Consider the following 21838-nt stretch of genomic DNA (forward strand, 5'->3'; position numbering starts at 1 on the left):
GGCGCTCAACGAACCGAGGCCGCGGATTCTGAAGACGGTTCGACGCCGCAGCCGCGAAGGCAGGCTGCGGTTTATTACGGCGCGCTTGCGTCGTCGGTGAACACCGGCGTGAAATCGATGTTCGGAATCACGAAGGTTTCGTTTGCCGCTGCGCCGGGCGGCTGATAACTGACCACGGAGGTATTCTTATGCGCGCTCTGTACGCTGACCGTAATGCCGGGCGCGATATCGACGCAGCCGCCTGCTTGCGCGAGCGCCCGCTGCGCCGGCGTCGCGTCGGCGCCGTGGCTGCGGCTCTCGCCATCGGGCAGCGTGAGCTGCGCAAGCGCCGCCGTGGACACACACATCACGCCGGGTTGGGTGGCGATCAGATCGGCCGCCATGGCCTGATTGCCGAGCAAACCTGTGCCGGCGAGGAAAAGAGCAAACCGCCTGTACTTCATCTACCGTCTCGTGTTGTGGGGTTGAGCCGCGGATTATAGAAAAGAAAACGCGCGCGCATGCAGCAGGGAGGCGACCCGTGCGCTCGATGCGCGTCGATCTTCGCGTGCTACGATGCTTCGCACGTTGCGTAGAGCGGTGGGGAACCTGATGCGTCCAGAAAGTGCAGCCCGATTCGACCGGCAATTCGCGCCTCGCATCGCCGAGGCCCTCGCCGCCTGTTTTGCCACGACGGTGCATACCGACGTGCTGCCCTACGGCGGCCATGGGCATCCCACGCGGGTGCGCATTTACGCCGAGCCGCTGAAGGAGCTGGCCCACTACGCGCATCCGCTGAATCTCTATCTGACCTGGGACAGCGACGAAATCGAAGAACTCATGGGGCCCGCCGGCCCGGCGCGCTTTACCGCGTATCTGGCCGCACTGCCGCGCAAGCTCGAAGCATGGCGGCATGCGCGCGAACTCGATTTTCTGACGCACACGCAAGCCGAGCCGGTCGCGCTGATCGGCGGACTCGATTTCGGTTCCTAGATTTCCCGCCACCAGCGGGCTCTGCATGCCCGGACAGACCGGCACATCCTGTGCGCCGATATCCGTCTGAAGCGCCATAAAAAAACGGTCGCTGCCAAAAAAGCAGCGACCGTTTCCGTTTCCCGCAAGCAAGCAGCAGCGTGAGCGAATAAATTAACCGCCCAATGCCGGATCGCTCATGCTGACCTTACCGTTCTCGACGTGGCCGGCAAAGCGGCGCACGAACGTCGGATCCGTATCGACCGTGATCGCGAGGTCGTACCAGCCGTGCGCATTGCGCAGATCGAGATACAACTGATCGGTATCGCCGCCGCGCACCGATTGCTTGATGACGTTGCTCGCGTCGTACGCATTGACGATCGTGAACTGGCAGCGCGCGCTGCCCACGTTCTCCAGACGCAATTGCAGGTTGGCGTTCGCGACGTCATACCCTTCGGCCACTTCCGGCCGCGCGATATCGCCGCCATGCCACCAGGTGCGCGCAACCGGCTTGCCCGCGAAGCGGCGCAGGAAACCGTTCGGGCCGTACACGGTGTAGTCGTAGGTGCCGTCCGCATTCAACGGGAACTGGTCTTGCAGACGCTTGCCGGCTTCGACCGTATAAGTGCGCGGCGCGTCGGCGCTGTTCGCCGCGTAGACGAGAAACACCGCGGCACGGCGGCCCGTGTTCACGAAGCGCATCGTCACCGTGTTGTTGCCGCCTTCGCCGTGAATCCGCACGAATAGCTCGTACGGCAGTGCGCGCGCGGGGCGCACTCCCGGTTCCTGCTTCGGCACCGACTGCACGAGCGGCGGCGTCGGCACATAGTCCGGATGACGGTTCTGATCGGGCGGCACGTAACCGGCCGTGCTCGGCAGCGTCGGGAACGTGTCGTTGGGATTGCTGAAGTTGAATGCCGACATCAGATCGCCGCACACCGCGCGACGCCACGGCGAGATGTTCGATTCGCCGAGGTTGTGCTGTTCGCCGAAACGCTGTTCGATGAAACGGATCACGGACGTATGGTCGAACAGCTCCGAACACACATAACCGCCCTTCGACCACGGCGAGACCACCAGCATCGGCACGCGCGGACCGAGGCCGTACGGGCCGGCCTGATTGTTCGCATCGCCGGCGTAGTTTTCGTTGCTGGTGTCGACCGTCGACAGACCGTTCGCACTCGTGGCCGGCGCGAACGGCGGCACGATGTGATCGAAGAAGCCGTCGTTTTCGTCGTAGTTGATCAGCAGCACCGTCTTGCTCCACACGTCGGGATTCGACGTGAGAATCTGCAGCACCTGATCGATGTACCACGCGCCGTAGTTGGTCGGCCAGTTAGGGTGCTCGGAATACGCTTCCGGCGCGACGATCCACGACACTTGCGGCAGCGCGTTGTTCTGTACGTCGCGCTTGAGGATGTCGAAGTAACCGTCGCCGGCAGCGGCGTTGGTGCCCGTGCGGGCGTTGTCGTACAGCGGGTTGCCCGGCTGCGCGTTGCGATACTGGTTGAAGTAGAGCAGCGAGTTGTCGCCGTAGTTGCCGATGTACGGGTTTTGCCCCCAGCCCCAGCCGCCGTTCGCGTTGAGACCGGTGCCGATGTCCTGGTAGATCTTCCACGAAATGCCCGCGTTTTGCAGTACTTCCGGATACGTCGACCAGCCGTAGCCGAGTTCCGCGTTATCGATCACCGGGCCGCCGCCGCTGCCGTCGTTGCCGACCCAGCCGGTCCACATGTAGTAGCGGTTCGGGTCGGTCGGACCCATCAGCGACGAATGATAGGCGTCGCAGATCGTGAACGCGTCGGCGAGCTGGTAGTGGAACGGAATGTCTTCGCGCGTGAGGTAGGCCATCGTCGTGGTGCCCTTGGCCGGCACCCATTGATCGTAGCGGCCGCCGTTCCACGCGGCGTGCGTGCTGCCCCAGTCGTGCGCGAGATCCTGCAGGAATTGCAGGCCGAGGTTCGGTGCGCTCGGGCGGAACGGCAGCACATAACCGAGGTCCGCGGCGAGCGGCTGATACCACACCGGTTTGCCGCCCGGCAACGTGGTCACGCGCGTGTCGCCGAAACCGCGTACGCCCTTGAGCGTGCCGAAGTAATGGTCGAACGAGCGGTTTTCCTGCATCAGCACGACGATGTGTTCGACGTCGCGAATGGTGCCGGTCCGGTTGTTGGCCGGAATGGCGAGCGCGTTGCGGATGCCGGCCGGCAGCATGCTCAAGGCGGTGAAGGAACCGGCCGCGGAAGCGGCGGAACGTAGAAAATCACGGCGATTGTTTGAAGTCATGGTTTGGGCTTTCGATCTTCGGCGAAGGAACGAACCATCCGGCGCACGGCCTCGTGCCGCGCATCGGATGGGGCGCGGAACTCAATCAACGGTATGGATGACAGGTGTGGCGAGCGGCGTCGATGCAGCGGCGGACAGCGCGGCGTCGGTGCCCGATGCGGGTAATGCAGGGGATTGAATCGTGAGATCGGGTGTTGCCGATGGTGCTGGCGTCGTGTTCGTTACCGACGGGTTCGCGGATAAAGCAGCGGTTGCGTTGTTGTCCTGCGCGCCGTCGGCCGAGGTGGTCGCGTTGGCGTCGGGTTTCTGGCCGTCGTCGTCACTGCACGCGCCGATCGATGCGCAGAGCGACACGGCGAACAGCACGCCTGCCAAACGTTTGCGCTGCGAGGCAGCAGTTCGCTTCGACACGATGAACATGGCGAGATCTCCGGCACGGGGGAAAAGCGCCTGGGCATTCAGATGCCCAAGTCAGCGATGCAGGAGAATAATCGGTGACCCGTGTAACTTTTGTGAATAGACGGTGAGGAATGGAGACGAATGGAAAGTAAGGAAAAAGTAAGTGCCGGCCGAAGTCGCTCCAGGCTTGCGACCTCTCGTCGGTGAACGACGCTGGCTTAAGCGTGCTCCGCGACGAACGCGGCAATCGCGTCGTTCAACGCATCGGGCGCATCGCGATGCGGCGAGTGTGCGCACGCGTCGAGTTTCACCAGCCGGGCTTGCGGCACCCGTTCGCCGATGATGTCGATCTGCGCCATCGTGCCGTAGTTGTCGTCGTGACCTTGCACTGCGAGCAGTGGTTGGCGGATCGACGCCAGTTCCGCGGCAATGGTCCACGCGCGGAAAGCGGGGGCGAGCCAGATATCGTTCCAGCCATAGAACGCGGAATCGACGTCGGCGTGATAGCGGCTGAGCTTGCTGCGCAGATCCGTGGTCTCGTACAGCAGCCTGGTCTGCGCGATGCTCGCCACGGAGATGTCTTCGACGAACACGTGCGGCGCGATCGCCACCGCGCCCGCCAGCGCATCCGGATGCAGCGCCGCGTAGAGCAACGCGATCGAGCCGCCGTCGCTGTGGCCGATCAGCCACATGCGGCGCCGTTCTTCCAGACCGATATCGAGTGCAGCCAGCAGCGCGGGCAACACATCGCGCGCCTGTGCCGTCATGAAATCCACCGGCCATTTTTCGCCGTGTCCGCGCGGTGTGGAGAGTCCGTAGCCGGGGCGCGAATACACGAGACCGCGCATGCCGAGTCGCTCGCACACGCTTTGCGGCCAGTCGCGCCACATGGCGATCGAACCGAGTCCTTCATGCAGAAAGACCGCGATCGGCGCATGGGCCGCCGCATCGTTCACCCAGCAATATTCGATGCGCAACGGCGCGCGTGTCGCGGTGGCGGGAAGTTCGGCGAAGCCGCTGGCCGTCGCGGCGCTTACGGGATTCTGCATGGATCACCTGATGACAGTTCGCGCAATTTGAAGCGTTGAATCTTGCCGGTCGCGGTTTTCGGCAAATCGTCGACGAACACGATATCGCGCGGGTACTTGTGCGGTGCGAGCCTTCCCTTGACGAAGCCCTTCAGTTCGTCGACGAGTATCTTAGACGGCGCGAACTCGCGTTTCAGCACGACGAACGCACGGGTCTTCACGAGTCCGCCGTGATCCACGCCGACCACGGCCGCTTCGAGTACCGCATCGTGCTGCACGAGCACCATCTCCACTTCTACCGGCGATACATACTGGCCGCTGACCTTCAGCATGTCGTCGCTGCGGCCTGCATAAACGTAGCAGCCGTTCGCGAGCCGGCAATACTTGTCGCCGCTGCGGATCCATTCGCCGAGAAAAGTCGCACGCGATTTCTCGCGATTGCTCCAGTACATGAGCGCGGCGCTGGGTCCTTTGATGTACAGATCGCCGACCTCGCCGTCCGGTACCGCGTGGCCCGCTTCGTCGCGCAACTCGACTTCATAACCTGGCACCGGGCGGCCCGTGGTGCCGTATTCGACCGCGCCCGCGCGATTCGACAGGAAGATGTGCAGCATCTCGGTCGAGCCGATTCCGTCGAGAATCTCGCAGCCGAAATGCGCGGTGAAACGTTCGCCGATTTCGCGCGGCAATGCTTCGCCGGCCGACGTGCAAACGCGCATCGCGACGTCGGCGCGCGGCGGCAGATTGGGCGACACCAGCATGCTCGCGTAGAGCGTCGGCACGCCGTAGAAAATCGTCGGACGATGCCGCACGAGGCGAGTAAAAATCGCGTCGGCGGTGGGGCGTTCCGCCATCAGTACAGCGGTCGCGCCGACTGACAGCGGGAACGTGAGGCCGTTGCCGAGACCATATGCAAAGAACAGTTTGGCCGCCGAGAACACCACATCGCTTTCGACGATGCCGAGAATCGGCTTCGCGTAAAGCTCGGCGGTCCAGTAGAGGTTTGCGTGCGTGTGGACCGTGCCCTTCGGTTTGCCGGTGGAGCCCGACGAATACAGCCAGAACGCAATGTCGTCGCAGCCCGTCGCGGCATTTTTCGCGGCGGGTGTCGCAGCGTCGATGAGGTCTTTGAGCACGTGCGTTGTTGAGCGCTCGTCCGGCAGAGGCTGCGAGACGATCAACTGGCAACCGTCATGTTCGGCCGTAGCCATCGCTGCGGTCACGTTCGGCAATAGCGCGCCGGATGCGACCACGGCCCGCGCGTGGCTATGCGTGAGCATGTACACGTAGTCCGCGGCGCTCAACAGCGTATTCGCGACGACCGGCACGACGCCCGCATACAGTGCGCCGAGAAACGCGACCGGCAACTCGATCGTATCGAGCATCACCAGCAGCACGCGTTCTTCCGTATGCACGCCGAGCGTACGCAGCGCGCTCGCGAAACGGCGCGCGCGGTCTTCGAGCTCGCCGTATGAGGTGCGGGAGGCGTCGTCGATATACGCGGTTTTGGCGGCGCGTGTTTCGTTCAGGCCGAACAGGTAGGCCGCGAAATTGAATTGCGCAGGCGGCGGCTCGACGGTTGGGTTGGGCTGACTCGCAGCCGGTTCCAGCAGGGCTTCCATATGTCTCCTCCAGCGGGTGGGGGCGGTCCGGCGTCCAGTTCTGCAGAAGTTCGGCCATGGCGGCGCTCACGCAGAAGGCGTGGCAACAGTGAATTCGATCGCGCCGTGCGGCAGCAGATACAGCACCAGCGCCTGACCGTTCGCGACAGTCGGACGATGCGCGATGCCGTCTCCGATACGCGCCGAATTATCTCGACAGCGTTTGTTATTGGATCAATATTTGGCGAAAATTAACCGTTCACTGGGTGCGTGTCAAGCACTATAGTACATGTATAGAAGTTAAGAGGCATTTAAACATGAACCAGAATTACACTCCCGCGCCACTGGACGATTCCGCCGAAGACGACGGCAACCGCGCCGGCCTGCCTGACCGTGCAGCGGAACGAAGCGGTGAGCGCGAGGAGCGCGATCCGTTTCTGACCGCTATGGGCGAACGCGTACGTCTGCTGCGCGCGCGGCGCGGCATGACGCGCAAGACGCTGGCGACCGAGACAGGGTTGTCTGAGCGGCATCTGGCGAATCTGGAATCGGGCGTGGGCAATGCGTCGGTGCTGGTGCTGCGGCAGATTGCGACCACGCTCAATTGTGCGTTGGCCGAAGTAATCGGCGACGAAACCACCGCGTCCGCCGAATGGCTGCTGATTCGCGAACTGCTGCACGGGCGCGACCAGGCTGCGCTGCAACGCGCGCGCGTGGCACTGGCCGAAATGTTCGCGCAGGCGCCGTGCGATCCGCATCGCAAGGACCGGATCGCGTTGATCGGTCTGCGCGGCGCAGGCAAATCGACGCTCGGACGAATGCTCGCGCAGGAGCGCAAGGTGCCGTTCGTCGAGTTGACGCGGGTGATCGAGCAGATGGCGGGCTGTCCGCCGTCGGAGATTCATTCGCTGTACGGGGCGGCGGCTTATCGGCGCTACGAACACCGCGCGCTCGAGGCTGTGATTCGGGAGCATGAGCGGGCAGTGATTGCATCGCCCGGCGGCCTCGTGTCCGAGTCGGGCACTTTCAATGCGTTGTTGTCGCACTGTTTCACCGTGTGGTTGCAGGCCACGCCGGAGGAGCACATGCGCCGCGTCGTCGCGCAAGGCGATCTGCGGCCGATGTCCGGCAACAAGGAAGCGATGGACGACCTGAAGCGCATTCTGGCCGGCCGCGGCGAGTTGTACGGACGTGCCGACATGAGTTTCGACACCAGCGAGAAAACCTTGGCCGACGCCTATCTGCAACTGCGCGACCGGCTTGCCGCACGGCTGGCGGCGGAATCCCCGGACGAGGTGGGGGCAGGCTGACATGCAGTCCACTGCCAGGGTTTACTAGAAAACATGAATTAAAATGCTTTACATGGGTATGACGATGCACTATTGTTCAAAAAACAGTTTTGCTTCGTCCAGTCAGGAGACGCCCCATGTCCACAGCAGAAACCGCTATTGCGCCGGTCGACTACCGGACCGATCCCTCGCAGTACAAACACTGGAAGCTGAGCTTCAACGGCCCGGTCGCGACGCTCGGTATCGATATCGCCGAGGAAGGCGGGATCCGCGACGGCTACAAGCTGAAGCTGAATTCATACGACCTCGGCGTCGACATCGAACTGCACGACGCGATACAACGGGTCCGCTTCGAGCATCCCGAGGTCAGGACGGTCGTGCTGACGAGTCTGAAGGACCGCGTGTTCTGCTCGGGCGCCAACATCTTCATGCTGGGGTTGTCGAGCCACGCGTGGAAGGTCAACTTCTGCAAGTTCACCAACGAGACGCGCAACGGTCTCGAAGATTCGTCGCGTCATTCGGGGCTCAAGTTTCTCGCGGCCGTGAACGGCGCGTGCGCCGGCGGCGGTTATGAACTCGCGCTGGCTTGTGACGAGATCTATCTGGTGGACGACCGCTCTTCGTCGGTATCGCTGCCGGAAGTGCCGCTGCTCGGCGTGCTGCCGGGTACCGGCGGCCTGACCCGCGTTACCGACAAGCGCCGCGTCCGTCACGATCGCGCCGATATCTTCTGCACGGTGGTCGAAGGGATTCGCGGCGAACGCGCGAAGGAATGGCGCCTGGTGGATGAAGTGGTGAAACCCAACCAGTTCGATCAGGCGATTCAGGCGCGTGCGCTCGAACTCGCGCAGCAAAGCGACCGTCCCGCCGAGGCGAAAGGCGTAATGCTCACGCGTATCGAACGCACCGATCGCGATGACGGCCTCACCTATAAAACGCTCGACGTCACGATCGATCGCGCAAAGCGTATCGCGACGTTCACGGCCAAAGCGCCGCAAACGGTGCCCCCCGCGGATATCGATTCGATCGTGGCGGCCGGCACGAACTGGTGGCCGCTGCAATTCGCCCGCGAACTCGACGACGCCATTCTGTCGATGCGCACCAACGAACTCGAGATCGGCACGTGGCTCTTCAAAACCGAAGGCGATGCGCGCAACCTGCTCGCCGCCGATGCCTCGCTGATGCAACACCAGGATCACTGGTTCGTGCGCGAGACCATCGGCCTGCTGCGCCGCACGCTTGCGCGTATCGACGTGTCGTCGCGCTCGCTGTTCGCACTGATCGAACCGGGTTCGTGTTTCGCCGGCACATTCGCCGAACTCGCATTCGCGGCCGATCGCACGTATATGGCCGCGCTGCCGAGCAACGAGGACGAAGAGCCGGCGCTCACGCTGTCGGAAGTCAACTTCGGTCTGTATCCGATGGTCACGCATCAATCGCGGCTGGCGCGGCGCTTCTATGAAGAAACCGCGCCGCTCGATGCAGTGCGTTCGAAGATCGGTCAAGCGGTCAAGCCGGTCGAAGCCGAGCGTCTCGGTCTCGTGACCGCGTCGCCGGATGATATCGATTGGGCCGACGAAGTCCGCATCGCGCTCGAGGAACGCGCGGCGATGTCGCCGGATGCGTTGACCGGGCTCGAAGCGAATCTGCGCTTCAACGGTCCCGAGACGATGGAGACGCGCATCTTCGGCCGTCTCACCGCGTGGCAGAACTGGATTTTCAACCGGCCGAACGCGGTAGGCGAGAAGGGCGCGCTGAAGGTGTATGGCAAGGGCAGCAAGGCGCAATTCGACGTCTCGCGGGTGTGAGCTCGACGGCATCGAAGCCGATGCCCACCGCACCGATACGACGCCTGTCATTCCATACGAAGCACTGTTGTCTCCGATCAGGAAAACGACCATGTCAACGATCAACTACAGCGACAAGATTCCGAACAATGTGAACCTCGCCGGCGACCGCGCACTGCAACGTGCGCTCGAACAATGGCAGCCGAATTTTCTGTCGTGGTGGGGCGACATGGGCCCGGAAGGCTCGCACGGCTACGACGTATATCTGCGCACCGCGGTGAGCGTCGACGCGGGCGGCTGGGCGCATTTCGATCACGTGAAGATGCCGGACTATCGCTGGGGCATTTTCCTCACGCCCGGCGAGCCGGACCGCAAGATCCATTTCGGCGAGCACAAGGGCGAGGCCGCCTGGCAGGACGTGCCCGGCGAACATCGTGCGAATCTGCGTCGCATCATCGTCACGCAGGGCGATACGGAACCGGCTTCGGTCGAACAGCAACGGCATCTGGGTTTGACCGCGCCGTCGATGTACGACTTGCGCAACCTGTTTCAGGTGAACGTCGAAGAAGGCCGGCATCTGTGGGCGATGGTGTACCTGCTGCATCGCTATTTCGGCCGCGACGGCCGTGAAGAAGCCGAAGCGCTGCTCGGCCGCCGTTCGGGCGACGACGACAACCCGCGCATTCTCGGCGCGTTCAACGAGAAAACGCCGGACTGGCTCGCGTTCTACATGTTCACGTACTTCACCGACCGCGACGGCAAGTTCCAGTTGTCCGCGCTCGCGGAGTCGGGCTTCGATCCGCTCGCTCGCACCACGAAGTTCATGCTGACCGAAGAAGCGCATCACATGTTCGTCGGCGAATCCGGTGTGTCGCGCGTGATTCAACGTACCGCGCAGGTGATGAACGAACTCGGCACCGACGACGTCGCGAAGATTCGCGCGGCCGGCGTGATCGATCTGCCGACGATCCAGCGCTATCTGAACTTCCACTACTCGGTCACGATCGATCTGTTCGGTGCGGATCATTCGTCGAATGCGGCGACGTTCTATAGCTCGGGTCTGAAAGGCCGCTACGAAGAAAACAAACGCGACGACGACCATCAACTGAACGGGCAGAGCTACAAACTGCTGGACGTGCAGGACGGCAAGCTGGTCGAGCGTGAAGTGCCGATGCTCAACGCGATGAATGAGGTCCTGCGCGACGACTACATCAAGGATTCGGTTGCGGGCGTGGGACGCTGGAACAAGGTGCTCGAAAAAGCCGGCATCGATTTCCGCATGACGGTACCGCATAAAGCGTTCAATCGTCAGATCGGCACGTTCGCGGGCACGCGCGTGTCGCCGGATGGCCGTGTGGTCAGCGAAACCGAATGGGCCGCTAACGAAGCGAAATGGCTCGCGACGCCGGAAGACCGCGCGTATGTGGCCTCGCTGATGGGACGCGTGACCGAGCCCGGCAAGTTCGCGAACTGGATTGCACCGCCGGCGATGGGTGTGAATCGTCAGCCGGTGGAGTTCGAGTACGTGCGCTTCAATTGAGGTTGACTCGGGTACGGAAGTGCGTGGAAGGGCAGCGTCGTATTCGCTCGAATATAAGGTGGAGGAAGTCATGAACGCTCCAGTATCGATCGAAGTTCTCAGGCAGCATCTGATCGATCCGGAAATCTGCATTCGCTGCAATACCTGCGAAGAGACTTGCCCGGTCGATGCGATCACACACGACGGGAACAACTATGTCGTCAAGGCGGAGATCTGCAACGGCTGCATGGCGTGCGTGCCGCCGTGTCCGACCGGCGCGATCGATAACTGGCGCACCGTGTTGAAGAGCGACGCCTATCCGGTTGACGAGCAATTCACGTGGGACGTACTGCCCGAGCAGAACACGATGGCTGTGCCGGCTGCTGATGAAAGCGCGTCGTCGGGCGATGCGTCAGGCGATGCGCCGACGGGCGCGAGCGGAATCGACGTGGATACCGTGCGTGGTTCGGTAGTGCCGCCGTGGTCCGCGGCCAAGCCGTATGTGAATCTCTACACGCACAAGGAGCCGACCACGGCGACGGTCGTCGGCAATTACAGGTTGACCGATGCTTCGACCGAAAGCGACATTCATCATATCGTGCTCGATTTTGGTTCAATGCCGTTTCCGGTGCTGGAAGGGCAATCGATCGGCATTCTGCCGCCGGGCGCGACCGGCGATGGCCGCTCGCATCACGCGCGGCAGTACTCGATTGCCAGTCCGCGCGACGGCGAACGGCCCGGCTACAACAACGTTTCGCTGACCGTCAAACGCGTGAGCCGACAGCACGGCGATACGATCGACGGCGTGTGTTCGAACTACCTGTGCGATCTGAAGAAGGGCGATGTCGTGAATGTGATCGGCCCATTCGGCGGTACGTTCCTGATGCCGAATCATCCGAACTCGCATCTGCTGATGATCTGCACCGGCACGGGTTCGGCGCCGATGCGCGCGATGACCGAGTATCGCCGGCGTCGTCGTTTGAAAGGCGCAACTGGCAAGCTGATGCTGTTCTTCGGCGCACGCACGAAAGAGGAACTACCGTACTTCGGCCCGCTCACGAATCTGCCGAAAGATTTCATCGATACCAACCTCGCGTTTTCGCGCACGCTCGGGCAGCCCAAACGTTATGTGCAGGATGCGATGCGTGAACGCGCGGTGGATGTCGCTCAAATGCTCAAGGACGACAACACGCATATCTACGTGTGCGGTTTGAAAGGGATGGAAGACGGCGTGCTGCAGGCGTTGAAGGACATCGGCGAGCAGCATCAATTGGATTGGGATGCGCTGTGGGCAAAGCTGAAGCGGGAAGGGCGTTTGCATCTCGAGACGTATTGACGTGGGTCAAGCGCGTTTCGGCTTGTCGTGAAGTCAGGGCATCATGGAACTTCAAACGGCTACGCTGCCAAGCCAGGCAGCGTAGCTTTTTTTATCGCGCCGCAGAGACGCTGCTTTCTTGCTGCGCCGGCGACACCGCCCCACACGCCCGAATCACCAACTGCACCACCTCCTCCGTGGTCGCATCGAACGCCTTCTGCGTCAGTGCCCGTTTGCCCTTGAGCGCGCGAATCTGCGCATCGAAGTCGGCGTAGTGCTGCGTGGTCGCCCAGATCATATACATCAGCGTTTGTGCATTGACCGGCGCAAGCAGGCCGCGCGCGATCCATTCGTCGATCACTTTCACGCGGCTCTCGAGCCACGGCTTCACGCTGCCCGTGAGAATGTCTTCCATATGCCCGGCGCCATGAATGATTTCGCTTGCCCACACTTTCGAGCCGAGCGGCCGGCGGCGCGACAACTCCATTTTCGCGCGGACATAGCCGCCGATCGCTTCGACCGGATCGTCGCTGCACTCGAACGTATCAGCCGCGCGATGCCAGTCTTCGAACAGATCTTCGAGCACGCGGCGGTAAAGCGCGAGCTTTGTCGGGAAGTAGTAATGCAAGTTGGCTTTCGGTAAGCCGGCACGCTCCGCGATCATCGCAGTACTCGCGCCGTCGAGGCCGCGCTCGGCGAAAACCGCTTCCGCACACGCGAGCAGATGCGCTTCATTCGACTCGCGAATGTGCGCCTTGCGCCGCCGCAAAGGAACTTGGGTTTCGTCGTTTTCCGTGATGTCGGCAGCCACGTTGTCGTCTCTCATGTTGGCCTTCATCGGCATGTGTGCCGCGTCGCGCTTCATTCTAGTCGTTTGAGCGCCAATCGACACGCGCAATCGGCGCGTTGAAAAAAACCGTGCTGCATTGCAATGGCACGCTTCTCGCTATGTTTCTCAGCGCACGAAAGGCATTGATTTGGCGAGCTTAATCGTCTACAACCTGTCCAACTGGACAGGATTGGGAGAGCGGGCGATGCCCCAGGGTTTGCCCTCTCCACAGGAGACGATCCAGCGCATCGAGTGTGCACCGCCGCCGTGCGGACACGCCCCAAAAACCGCCGCCGATGCACCAGTTTCATGTCGATTCACCGAAAGGAGCGAGACGAATGAATGCGGTATCCGAAGCACTGAAAAGCGCTGAGCCCACTACGTCGATCAAGGTCGACGGCCGGCGCCTGTGGGACAGCCTGATGACGATGGCAAAAATCGGCGCGACGCCCAAAGGCGGTGTGTGCCGCCTCGCACTGACCGATCTGGACAAGGAAGGCCGCGACCTTATAGTTAGTTGGGCGAAGCAGGCAGGTTGCACGGTCAGCGTCGATCGGATGGGCAATGTGTTCATGCGCCGCGCGGGACGCAACCCGGACGCGTTGCCGGTCATGACCGGTTCGCACGCGGACTCGCAACCGACCGGCGGCCGCTTCGACGGTATCTACGGCGTGCTCGGCGGCCTCGAAGTGATCCGCAGTCTGAACGATCACGGTATCGAGACCGAGCATCCGGTCGAAGTGGTGATCTGGACCAATGAAGAGGGCTCGCGTTTCGCGCCTGCGATGGTGGCCTCCGGCGTATTCGCCGGCGTTTTCACGCTGGAATACGGCCTTTCGCGTAAGGACGTGGACGGTAAGACGATCGGTGAAGAGCTCGAGCGCATCGGCTATGCGGGCGATTTGCCATGTGGCGGCCGCCCGTTGCACGCGGCGTTCGAATTGCATATTGAGCAAGGCCCGATTCTCGAAGCCGAGCAGAAGACCATCGGCGTGGTGACCGATGCGCAAGGTCAACGCTGGTACGAAATCACCCTGACAGGGCAGGAGGCGCATGCAGGTCCGACGCCGATGCCGCGCCGTCGCGACGCGCTGCTCGGCGCCGCTCGCGTGGTCGATCTGGTCAATCGCATCGGGCTCGACAACGCGCCGTTCGGTTGCGCGACGGTCGGCATGATGCAGGTCTATCCGAACTCACGCAACGTGATTCCGGGCCGCGTATTTTTCACCGTCGACTTCCGTCATCCCGACGACGCGGTGCTGGCGAAAATGGACGACGCACTGCGCAAAGGCGTGGCGGAGATCGCGGGCGGCATCGGTCTCGAGACTGAGCTCGAACAGATTTTCTATTACGCGCCGGTCGCTTTCGACGAAGCGTGCGTGAACTCCGTGCGCGCCGCGGCCGAACGTTTCGGCTATCCGCATCGCAACATGGTCTCCGGCGCGGGACACGACGCGTGCTATCTGTCTCAGGTTGCACCGACTTCGATGGTGTTCGTGCCGTGCGTCGATGGGATCAGCCACAACGAGATCGAGGACGCGACCTTCGAATGGATCGAAGCGGGCGCGAACGTGTTGCTGCACGCAATGCTCGGACGCGCATGCGAGCCGGTCTCATGACACTTACTGCATTCCGGCAGCGGCGCTAAAGGTCGCTTCACCCGCTTCACCGCAGTACCTATAAAACAAGCCGTCCCGGTTCCGCTTCAGCGCAACCGGCGGGAACGGCTACGTCCTCACATCGAAGAAGGAATGCGTTATGGCCATCAAACAAACCGGCGACATTGCCGCCCAGCGGCTGTCGCCCGAACAGCTCTCGTGCGAGTTCGCCGACATCGCGCCGCTGCTCGACGCAAGCGCCGCGGCCGCAGCGGCGAGTCGCTGTCACTACTGTTACGACGCGCCCTGCGTGAATGCGTGTCCCACGCAAATCGATATTCCGAGTTTCATTCGCAAGATCGGCAACGGCAATCTGAAAGGCGCGGCGCTCGACATCCTGTCGGCGAATCCGCTTGGCGGCATGTGCGCGCGCGTTTGTCCGACGGAGATTCTTTGCGAGGGCGCTTGCGTGCGCAACCATCAGGACGCGAAGCCGGTCGCGATCGGTGCGCTGCAACGCCATGCAACCGATTGGGCGATGGCGCGCGGCGAAGCGTTGTTCAAACGCGCGGCGGACACCGGGCGGCATGTCGCGGTGGTCGGCGCGGGGCCGGCCGGACTCGCGTGCGCACATCGGCTGGCGTTGGCGGGACATCGCGTGACCGTGTACGACGCGCATCCGAAAGCGGGCGGTCTGAACGAGTATGGAATCGCCGCCTATAAGACCGTCGACGACTTCGCGCAGCGCGAGGTGGCGTGGTTGTGCTCGGTCGGCGGCATCGAGATCAAACACGGCGTCGCGTTAGGCCAGGACGTCAGCCTCGACGAGTTGCGCAACACGCACGATGCCGTCTTTCTCGCGATCGGTCTCACCGGCGTGAGAGCGCTGGCAATGGAAGGCGAAGAACTGCGCGGCGTGACGAATGCCGTCGACTTCATCGAACAGATCCGCAGCGCGGCGGATCTCGGCACGGTGGCCGTTGGCCGGCGTGTCGTCGTGATCGGCGGCGGCAATACCGCGGTGGACGCGGCGGTACAAAGCCACAAGCTCGGCGCGACAGCGGTGACGATGGTGTACCGGCGCGGTGTCGAATCGATGAGCGCGACGTGGGCCGAGCGCGACTTCGCGCAGACCAACGGCGTCACGCTGATTACGCACGCGACGCCGATGCGTCTGATCGGCGCGGACGGCGCGGTCATCGGCGTCGAGTTCGAACGGACATCGCGTGAAGGAAGCCAGGAGCGTTTCGTGGTCGAAGCCGACATGGTGCTGAAGGCGATTGGGCAAACGTTGGTGCCGGTGGGCATCGAACGCGAATTGCTGACGCTCGACGGCACGCGGATCGAAGTCGATGCGAACGGACAAACGTCGCTGGCGGGCGTATGGGCCGGCGGCGATTGCGCGGCGACCGGCGGAATCGATCTGACGGTGCAGGCGGTGCAGGACGGCAAGCTCGCCGCCGCCGCAATCGACGCGCAGTTTGCCCGCACCGCCGCCAGGGCGGCGTGAGCGTAACGCGTCACGTGCCCTAAAAAACATGCAGTACACCAGATAAAAATCAGCAGTCCCCAAGGAGCCGAACATGGCCGATTTGCGTTGTACGATTGCCGGCATTACCTCGCCGAATCCTTTCTGGCTCGCCTCCGCGCCGCCGACCGACAAAGCCTATAACGTGAACCGCGCATTCGAAGCGGGCTGGGGCGGCGTCGTGTGGAAGACGCTCGGCCTCGACCCGCACGTGGTGAACGTGAGTTCGCGCTACGGTGCGGTGCAATGGAACGGCCAGCGGATCGCCGGGTTGAACAACATCGAACTGATTACCGACCGTCCGCTCGACGTCAACCTGAAGGAAATCGCTCAAGTCAAACGCGACTGGCCGGACCGCGCGATGATCGTCTCGCTGATGGTGCCGTGCAACGAACGCGACTGGAAATGGATCCTGCCGCTCGTCGAAGACACCGGCGCCGATGCGGTCGAGTTGAATTTCGGTTGCCCGCACGGAATGAGTGAGCGCGGCATGGGCGCGGCGGTGGGCCAGGTGCCCGAGTACGTGGAGATGGTCACGCGCTGGGTCAAGGAGGGCACGAAGCTGCCGTGTCTCGTGAAGCTCACGCCGAACATCAGCGACATCCGGCTCGGCTCGCGCGCGGCATTCAAGGGCGGCGCGGACGGCGTGTCGCTGATCAACACGATCAACTCGATCGTCGCGGTGGATCTCGACGCGATGTCGCCGCTGCCGATGGTCGACGGGAAAGGCACGCACGGCGGCTACTGCGGTCCGGCAGTGAAGCCGATCGCGCTGAACATGGTCGCCGAAATCGCGCGCGACGTGGAAACGCCGAATCTGCCGATCTCCGGCATCGGTGGCATTTCGACGTGGCGCGATGCCGCCGAATTCATGGTGCTGGGCGCGGGCAGCGTGCAGGTTTGCACGGCGGCGATGCACTACGGCTTCCGGATCGTCTCCGATCTTGCCGATGGTTTGTCGAACTGGATGGACGAGAAAGGCTACGCGACGCTCGACGACATTCGCGGCCGCGCGGTGCCGAACGTCACCGACTGGAAGTACCTGAACCTCAAATACGACATCAAGGCGCGCATCGATCAGGACAAGTGCATTCAGTGCGGCCTGTGTCATATCGCCTGCGAAGACACCGCTCACCAGGCGATCATGAAAGAAAAAGATGGCGTCCGGCATTTTGAAGTGATGGACTCCGAATGTGTGGGCTGCAATCTGTGCATGCATGTGTGTCCGGTCGAGCAGTGCATCTCGATGGAGCGCGTGGACCAGGGTGGGTACGCAAACTGGACCACGCATCCGAACAATCCGTCGCGCGTGAATGCGGGTGAAAGTGAAACAGCGGGCGCGGCTGAAACTGCCGAGGCGTCGGCCCATGCGCATGGGCACACGGCGAAAGCGGCCTGAAAAACGCCCAACGCAAATGGAAAAGCGCCTGGGCTGAATGAACCTGTGTTGTCCCCAAGGCCCGACGCGCCGGAAGAAGCCGCGCGGGTTTCAACGATCAAGTGGAGATCTTTCGATGAAGCAGACAGCGCAACCCGTCGATCCGCAGTCCATGGCCGGCGCGCAGAGCAGCAGTCTTTACAACGACGACCTTGCACCGACCGGCGTCGCGCAGCGCACGTGGCGGTGGTATCACTTCGCCGCGCTGTGGGTCGGCATGGTGATGAATATCGCGTCTTACATGCTCGCCGCCGGCTTGACGGAAGAGGGCATGTCGCCGTGGCAGGCGGTGGCGACCGTGCTGCTCGGCAACCTGATCGTGCTGGTGCCGATGCTGCTGATCGGCCACGCGGGCGCGAAGCACGGCATTCCGTATGCGGTGCTCGTGCGCTCCTCGTTCGGCGTGCAGGGCGCGAAATTGCCGGCGATGCTGCGTGCGATCGTCGCGTGCGGCTGGTACGGCATTCAGACGTGGCTCGGCGGCAGCGCGATCTACACGTTGCTGAACATCCTGACCGGCAACGCGCTGCATGGCGCGGTACTGCCGTTTCTCGACATCTCGCTCGCCCAACTCGCGTGTTTCCTCGCGTTCTGGGCATTGCAGATCTACTTCATCGTGCACGGCACCGATTCGATCCGCTGGCTCGAAAGCTGGTCCGCGCCGATCAAGATCGTGATGTGTATCGCGCTCGTGTGGTGGGCGACGTCGAAAGCGGGCGGTCTCGGCTCGATGCTGTCGGCGCCGTCGCAATTCGTGCCGGGCGGCAAGAAGGAGGGGATGTTCTGGGCGACGTTCTGGCCCGGCCTCACCGCGATGGTCGGGTTCTGGGCGACGCTCGCATTGAACATTCCGGATTTCACGCGCTTTGCAAAAACGCAGCGCGATCAGATCATTGGGCAGTCGATCGGCTTGCCAGTGCCGATGGCCTTGCTCTCCGTGATCTCGGTGGTGGTGACGTCGGCGACCGTGGTGATCTACGGCAAGGCGATCTGGGACCCGATCGATCTGACGAGCCGCATGACCGGCATCGGTGTGGGTCTCGCGCTGATCATCCTCACGCTCGATACGATGTGCTGCAATCTCGCGGCGAATCTTGTCGGTCCCGCTTATGATTTTTCGAGCCTGTGGCCGAAGGGCATTTCGTATCGCATCGGCGGCATGATTACCGCGACCATCGCGATCGTGATGATGCCGTGGAAGATTCTCGCCACCACGCAGGGCTATATCTTCACGTGGCTGGTCGGCTACTCGGCGCTGCTCGGTCCGGTGGCCGGCATTCTGATGGTCGATTACTTCCTGATTCGCGGCACACGCCTCGATCCGCGCGAACTGTTCGACGAGCACGGCGAGTACAGCTATACCGGCGGCTGGAATATCGGCGCGGTGGTCGCACTGGTAATCGGCGTGCTGCCGAATCTGCCGGGCTTTCTGCACACCGCGTTTCCCGCGTCGTTCCCGAATGTGCCCGCGATCTTCAATACGCTCTATACGTATGCGTGGTTTGTCGGTCTCGCGTTGGCGTCGATCGTATACAGCGCGTGGATGAAGTTGAGCAAAGGAACGAGCGCGAGCGTGGCGAGCGCCTGAGCTCGAAGCACGTCGCGCAAGTCGTACGCAGCACCGAAACCAGCAGTTCACAAGGAGGCGGCACCATGACGACCCTGATTCGCGGCGGCACGATTATCGACGCGGAGAACACGTATCGCGCGGACGTATTGTGCGCGGACCCGCAGGATGGCGGCACGATCCTGCAGATCGGCGTGGACCTCGAGGCGCCCGCGGGCGCGACGCTCGTCGACGCGGGCGGCCAGTATGTGATGCCCGGCGGCATCGATCCGCACACGCACATGGAATTGCCGTTCATGGGCACCACCGCGAGCGACGATTTCTATACGGGCACCGCCGCTGGTTTGTCGGGCGGTACGACCAGCATCATCGACTTCGTGATCCCGAGTCCGAAGCAGCCGCTGATGGAGGCGTTCAGGGAATGGCGCGGCTGGGCGGAGAAAGCGTCGGCGGATTACGGCTTCCACGTCGCGGTGACGTGGTGGGACGATTCCGTGTATCGCGACATGGGCACGCTCGTACATGAACACGGGGTGTCGAGTTTCAAGCACTTCATGGCCTACAAGAACGCGATCATGGCCGACGACGAAGTCCTCGTGAACAGCTTCTCGCGTTCGCTCGAACTCGGCGCGTTGCCGACCGTGCATGCGGAAAACGGCGAACTGGTGTTCCAGTTGCAGCGGCAGTTGCTCGCTAAAGGCTTCACGGGTCCCGAGGCGCATCCGTTGTCGCGGCCGCCCGAAGTGGAGGGCGAGGCCGCCAATCGCGCGATCCGTATTGCGCAGGTGCTCGGCGTGCCGGTGTATATCGTGCACGTATCGGCGAAAGATGCGGTCGACGCGATCGCGCGTGCGCGCAGCGAAGGCCTGCGGGTATTCGGCGAAGTGCTGCCGGGTCATCTGGTGATCGACGAAGCGGTGTATCGCGATCCTGACTGGACGCGAGCGGCGGCGCACGTGATGAGCCCGCCGTTCCGTTCCGCCGAGCATCGCGAGGCGCTGTGGCGCGGCTTGCAGGCGGGGCAGTTGCATACCACCGCGACCGATCACTGCGTGTTCTGCGCGTCGCAGAAAGCGATGGGGCGCGAAGACTTCACGAAGATCCCGAACGGCTGCGGCGGAGTGGAGGATCGCATGGCCGTTCTGTGGCATCACGGCGTGAACTCCGGACGTCTGACGCCGAACGAATTCGTGAAGATCACGTCGACCAATGCCGCGCAGATCTTCAATCTGTATCCGCGCAAGGGGGCGGTGCAGGTTGGCGCGGATGCCGATCTCGTCGTGTGGGACCCGCAAGCGAGCCGCACGATCTCGGTGAACACGCATCATCAGAAGGTCGACTTCAACGTCTTCGAAGGGATGACGGTGCAGGGCGTGGCGATGCATACGCTCACGCGCGGCGCGCTCGCGTGGACCGATGGCGAATTGCGTGCGGTGCGCGGCGCGGGGCGTTATCTGAAGCGACCGCCGAACCCCGCCTACTTCGACGCGATCCGCGTGGCCAACAAATTGAAAGAACCGCATCCGGTGGAGCGGTAAAGCCGTTTGCAGTGCGCGGCGGGCGCTCTGGTGTCGCCCGTCCGCCTGCCTTCTCTGTCCTTTGAGCCCTGCGCATTCTTCGCGCGGCGGTTTCCTCCCGTGTTTTCCCCGATGGTATCCGGCGCGCTTCCGTGATGCGATGCATGCCGCGTCCTTGTGGCATCTGCTATAAAGTCGGTTTTAATGCGTTACCGGATGCTTCGGCTGTCCACTTAGCATGAACGCGCATATTGATCGGAAAGCTGATCCTTTGTAAAAAGGCGGCTCGTTTGTTACAGTCCGCCCACTCTGCCTGGCCAAAAGTGCCGGCCGGCGCCGAAGAACAGATACTCCCAGCAATCCGACGTCGCAAACATTACGGAGCCACCTCATGAAGTCGATTCGTTCCATTCTGCTGATCGCACTGCTGCAAGCGGTGACCCTGAGCCCGGCATTTGCCGCCGACGAACTCGCGCAGATCAAATCGGCCGGCGTGTTGAAGATCGGCACGGAAGGCACCTATGCACCGTTCACGTACCACGACGAATCCGGCAAGCTGACTGGCTTCGACGTCGAGATCGGCACCGCGATTGCGCAACGGCTCGGCGTGAAGCCGCAATTCGTCGAGGGCAAATGGGACGGTCTGATCGCCGGTCTCGACGTGAACCGCTACGACGCGGTGATCAATGAAGTCGCGATCACCGACGCACGCAAGGTGAAGTACGATTTCTCGGAGCCGTACATTACGTCGCACGCGGCGTTGATCGTCGCGTCGGACAACAACACGCTGAAGACGTTCGACGACCTGAAAGGCAAGAAGTCGGCGAATACGTTGACCAGCAACTTCGGCAAGATCGCGGCCGCGCACGGCGCGAACGTGATCCCGGTGCAGGGCTTCAACGAGTCGATCGACCTGTTGACGTCGGGCCGAGTCGACGCGACGGTCAACGATTCGCTGTCGTTCCTCGACTTCAAGAAGCACAAGCCGGATGCGAAGGTGAAGATTGCCGCGATCGATACGTCGGCTGACAGCAGCGACAAATCCGCGGTGCTGGTGCGCAAGGGCAATCCGGAACTGGTCGCGGCGATCGACAAGGCGTTGGCCGACATCAAGAAAGACGGCACTTACGCGAAGATTTCGCAGAAGTACTTTGGTAAAGACGTTTCCCAATAAGCGTCAACTGCG

General features: G+C 62.5%; 17 protein-coding genes and 1 pseudogene. 11 read left to right on the forward strand and 7 right to left on the reverse strand.

The genetic code is table 11. The features are described from left to right. Positions 1-74 precede the first annotated feature (74 nt). The gene (locus PQQ51_RS08110) at positions 75-443 is read right to left on the reverse strand and encodes a hypothetical protein (RefSeq protein ID WP_408496247.1); all 369 of its coding nucleotides are present in this window, start codon (positions 441-443) and stop codon (positions 75-77) included. Positions 444-591: 148 nt separating this feature from the next. On the opposite strand from PQQ51_RS08110, the gene PQQ51_RS08115 reads away from it, so the two are divergent. Then, entirely contained in the window at positions 592-972 is a 381-nt protein-coding gene (locus tag PQQ51_RS08115) for a DUF5594 family protein (protein WP_408496248.1), read from the forward strand. Between the two features lie 153 nt (positions 973-1125). Here the strand turns inward: PQQ51_RS08115 and PQQ51_RS08120 are convergent, their stop codons facing one another. The 5 genes and pseudogenes from PQQ51_RS08120 to PQQ51_RS08140 form a co-directional block, all read right to left on the reverse strand. After that, a complete protein-coding gene (locus tag PQQ51_RS08120; protein WP_408496249.1) occupies positions 1126-3237 on the reverse strand; it encodes a phosphocholine-specific phospholipase C in 2112 nt (703 codons plus the stop codon). Positions 3238-3318: 81 nt separating this feature from the next. Then, a complete protein-coding gene (locus PQQ51_RS08125) occupies positions 3319-3657 on the reverse strand; it encodes a hypothetical protein (protein ID WP_408496250.1) in 339 nt (112 codons plus the stop codon). A 197-nt stretch (positions 3658-3854) separates the two neighbouring features. Continuing rightward, positions 3855-4685, reverse strand: coding sequence for an alpha/beta fold hydrolase (locus PQQ51_RS08130; protein WP_408496251.1), 831 nt, complete (start codon positions 4683-4685; stop codon positions 3855-3857). Beyond that, positions 4670-6286: a benzoate-CoA ligase family protein gene (locus PQQ51_RS08135; protein WP_408496252.1), complete on the reverse strand. Its 1617-nt coding sequence runs from the start codon at positions 6284-6286 to the stop codon at positions 4670-4672. Before PQQ51_RS08135 ends, PQQ51_RS08130 begins: the two co-directional genes overlap by 16 nt. Before the next feature lie 66 nt (positions 6287-6352). Next, a pseudogene (locus PQQ51_RS08140) lies at positions 6353-6460 on the reverse strand (4-hydroxylaminobenzoate lyase); the annotation flags it as partial. Between the two features lie 122 nt (positions 6461-6582). On the opposite strand from PQQ51_RS08140, the gene PQQ51_RS08145 reads away from it, so the two are divergent. The 4 genes from PQQ51_RS08145 (at position 6583) to boxA (ending at position 12196) form a co-directional block, all read left to right on the forward strand. Further along, entirely contained in the window at positions 6583-7575 is a 993-nt protein-coding gene (locus PQQ51_RS08145; protein WP_408496253.1) for a helix-turn-helix transcriptional regulator, read from the forward strand. Between the two features lie 116 nt (positions 7576-7691). Further along, entirely contained in the window at positions 7692-9362 is a 1671-nt protein-coding gene (boxC, locus tag PQQ51_RS08150; RefSeq protein WP_408496254.1) for a 2,3-epoxybenzoyl-CoA dihydrolase, read from the forward strand. A gap of 91 nt (positions 9363-9453) precedes the next feature. Beyond that, positions 9454-10881 (forward strand): benzoyl-CoA 2,3-epoxidase subunit BoxB, encoded by a 1428-nt coding sequence (gene boxB, locus PQQ51_RS08155; protein ID WP_408496255.1) that lies wholly within the window; start codon positions 9454-9456, stop codon positions 10879-10881. Between the two features lie 70 nt (positions 10882-10951). After that, positions 10952-12196 carry a benzoyl-CoA 2,3-epoxidase subunit BoxA gene (gene boxA, locus PQQ51_RS08160; protein ID WP_408496256.1) on the forward strand — a complete coding sequence of 415 codons (1245 nt, stop codon included), beginning with the start codon at positions 10952-10954 and terminating at the stop codon, positions 12194-12196. A 91-nt stretch (positions 12197-12287) separates the two neighbouring features. Here the strand turns inward: boxA and PQQ51_RS08165 are convergent, their stop codons facing one another. Continuing rightward, entirely contained in the window at positions 12288-13040 is a 753-nt protein-coding gene (locus PQQ51_RS08165) for a TetR/AcrR family transcriptional regulator (protein ID WP_408496346.1), read from the reverse strand. A 302-nt stretch (positions 13041-13342) separates the two neighbouring features. On the opposite strand from PQQ51_RS08165, the gene PQQ51_RS08170 reads away from it, so the two are divergent. The 6 genes from PQQ51_RS08170 (at position 13343) to PQQ51_RS08195 (ending at position 21826) form a co-directional block, all read left to right on the forward strand. Continuing rightward, positions 13343-14623 (forward strand): Zn-dependent hydrolase, encoded by a 1281-nt coding sequence (locus PQQ51_RS08170; RefSeq protein WP_408496257.1) that lies wholly within the window; start codon positions 13343-13345, stop codon positions 14621-14623. Between the two features lie 139 nt (positions 14624-14762). Further along, positions 14763-16112 carry an NAD(P)-dependent oxidoreductase gene (locus PQQ51_RS08175; RefSeq protein ID WP_408496258.1) on the forward strand — a complete coding sequence of 450 codons (1350 nt, stop codon included), beginning with the start codon at positions 14763-14765 and terminating at the stop codon, positions 16110-16112. A gap of 73 nt (positions 16113-16185) precedes the next feature. Further along, positions 16186-17529, forward strand: coding sequence for an NAD-dependent dihydropyrimidine dehydrogenase subunit PreA (preA, locus tag PQQ51_RS08180; RefSeq protein ID WP_408496259.1), 1344 nt, complete (start codon positions 16186-16188; stop codon positions 17527-17529). Positions 17530-17644: 115 nt separating this feature from the next. Then, on the forward strand, positions 17645-19156 hold the full coding sequence (locus PQQ51_RS08185; RefSeq protein WP_408496260.1) for an NCS1 family nucleobase:cation symporter-1: 1512 nt from the start codon (positions 17645-17647) through the stop codon (positions 19154-19156). A gap of 65 nt (positions 19157-19221) precedes the next feature. Beyond that, complete coding sequence (gene hydA / locus PQQ51_RS08190; protein ID WP_408496261.1) at positions 19222-20673, forward strand: dihydropyrimidinase; 1452 nt, start codon at positions 19222-19224, stop codon at positions 20671-20673. Positions 20674-21043: 370 nt separating this feature from the next. Next, positions 21044-21826 (forward strand): amino acid ABC transporter substrate-binding protein, encoded by a 783-nt coding sequence (locus PQQ51_RS08195; protein WP_408496262.1) that lies wholly within the window; start codon positions 21044-21046, stop codon positions 21824-21826. The last annotated feature ends 12 nt before the right edge of the window (positions 21827-21838 follow it).

Source organism: Paraburkholderia xenovorans, from assembly GCF_046030735.1.
Classification (GTDB): domain Bacteria; phylum Pseudomonadota; class Gammaproteobacteria; order Burkholderiales; family Burkholderiaceae; genus Paraburkholderia; species Paraburkholderia xenovorans_A.

Bases quoted from the DNA above. Each gene is read 5' to 3' on its own strand.
- PQQ51_RS08165 (WP_408496346.1), bottom strand. From the start codon at position 13,040: ATGAAGCGCGACGCGGCACACATGCCGATGAAGGCCAACATGAGAGAC.
- preA (WP_408496259.1), top strand. From the start codon at position 16,186: ATGGCCGATTTGCGTTGTACGATTGCCGGCATTACCTCGCCGAATCCT.
- boxC (WP_408496254.1), top strand. From the start codon at position 7,692: ATGTCCACAGCAGAAACCGCTATTGCGCCGGTCGACTACCGGACCGAT.
- PQQ51_RS08195 (WP_408496262.1), top strand. From the start codon at position 21,044: ATGAAGTCGATTCGTTCCATTCTGCTGATCGCACTGCTGCAAGCGGTG.
- PQQ51_RS08170 (WP_408496257.1), top strand. From the start codon at position 13,343: ATGAATGCGGTATCCGAAGCACTGAAAAGCGCTGAGCCCACTACGTCG.
- hydA (WP_408496261.1), top strand. From the start codon at position 19,222: ATGACGACCCTGATTCGCGGCGGCACGATTATCGACGCGGAGAACACG.
- PQQ51_RS08120 (WP_408496249.1), bottom strand. From the start codon at position 3,237: ATGACTTCAAACAATCGCCGTGATTTTCTACGTTCCGCCGCTTCCGCG.
- PQQ51_RS08115 (WP_408496248.1), top strand. From the start codon at position 592: ATGCGTCCAGAAAGTGCAGCCCGATTCGACCGGCAATTCGCGCCTCGC.
- PQQ51_RS08130 (WP_408496251.1), bottom strand. From the start codon at position 4,685: ATGCAGAATCCCGTAAGCGCCGCGACGGCCAGCGGCTTCGCCGAACTT.
- PQQ51_RS08135 (WP_408496252.1), bottom strand. From the start codon at position 6,286: ATGGAAGCCCTGCTGGAACCGGCTGCGAGTCAGCCCAACCCAACCGTC.
- boxB (WP_408496255.1), top strand. From the start codon at position 9,454: ATGTCAACGATCAACTACAGCGACAAGATTCCGAACAATGTGAACCTC.
- PQQ51_RS08185 (WP_408496260.1), top strand. From the start codon at position 17,645: ATGAAGCAGACAGCGCAACCCGTCGATCCGCAGTCCATGGCCGGCGCG.
- PQQ51_RS08125 (WP_408496250.1), bottom strand. From the start codon at position 3,657: ATGTTCATCGTGTCGAAGCGAACTGCTGCCTCGCAGCGCAAACGTTTG.
- PQQ51_RS08145 (WP_408496253.1), top strand. From the start codon at position 6,583: ATGAACCAGAATTACACTCCCGCGCCACTGGACGATTCCGCCGAAGAC.
- boxA (WP_408496256.1), top strand. From the start codon at position 10,952: ATGAACGCTCCAGTATCGATCGAAGTTCTCAGGCAGCATCTGATCGAT.
- PQQ51_RS08175 (WP_408496258.1), top strand. From the start codon at position 14,763: ATGGCCATCAAACAAACCGGCGACATTGCCGCCCAGCGGCTGTCGCCC.
- PQQ51_RS08110 (WP_408496247.1), bottom strand. From the start codon at position 443: ATGAAGTACAGGCGGTTTGCTCTTTTCCTCGCCGGCACAGGTTTGCTC.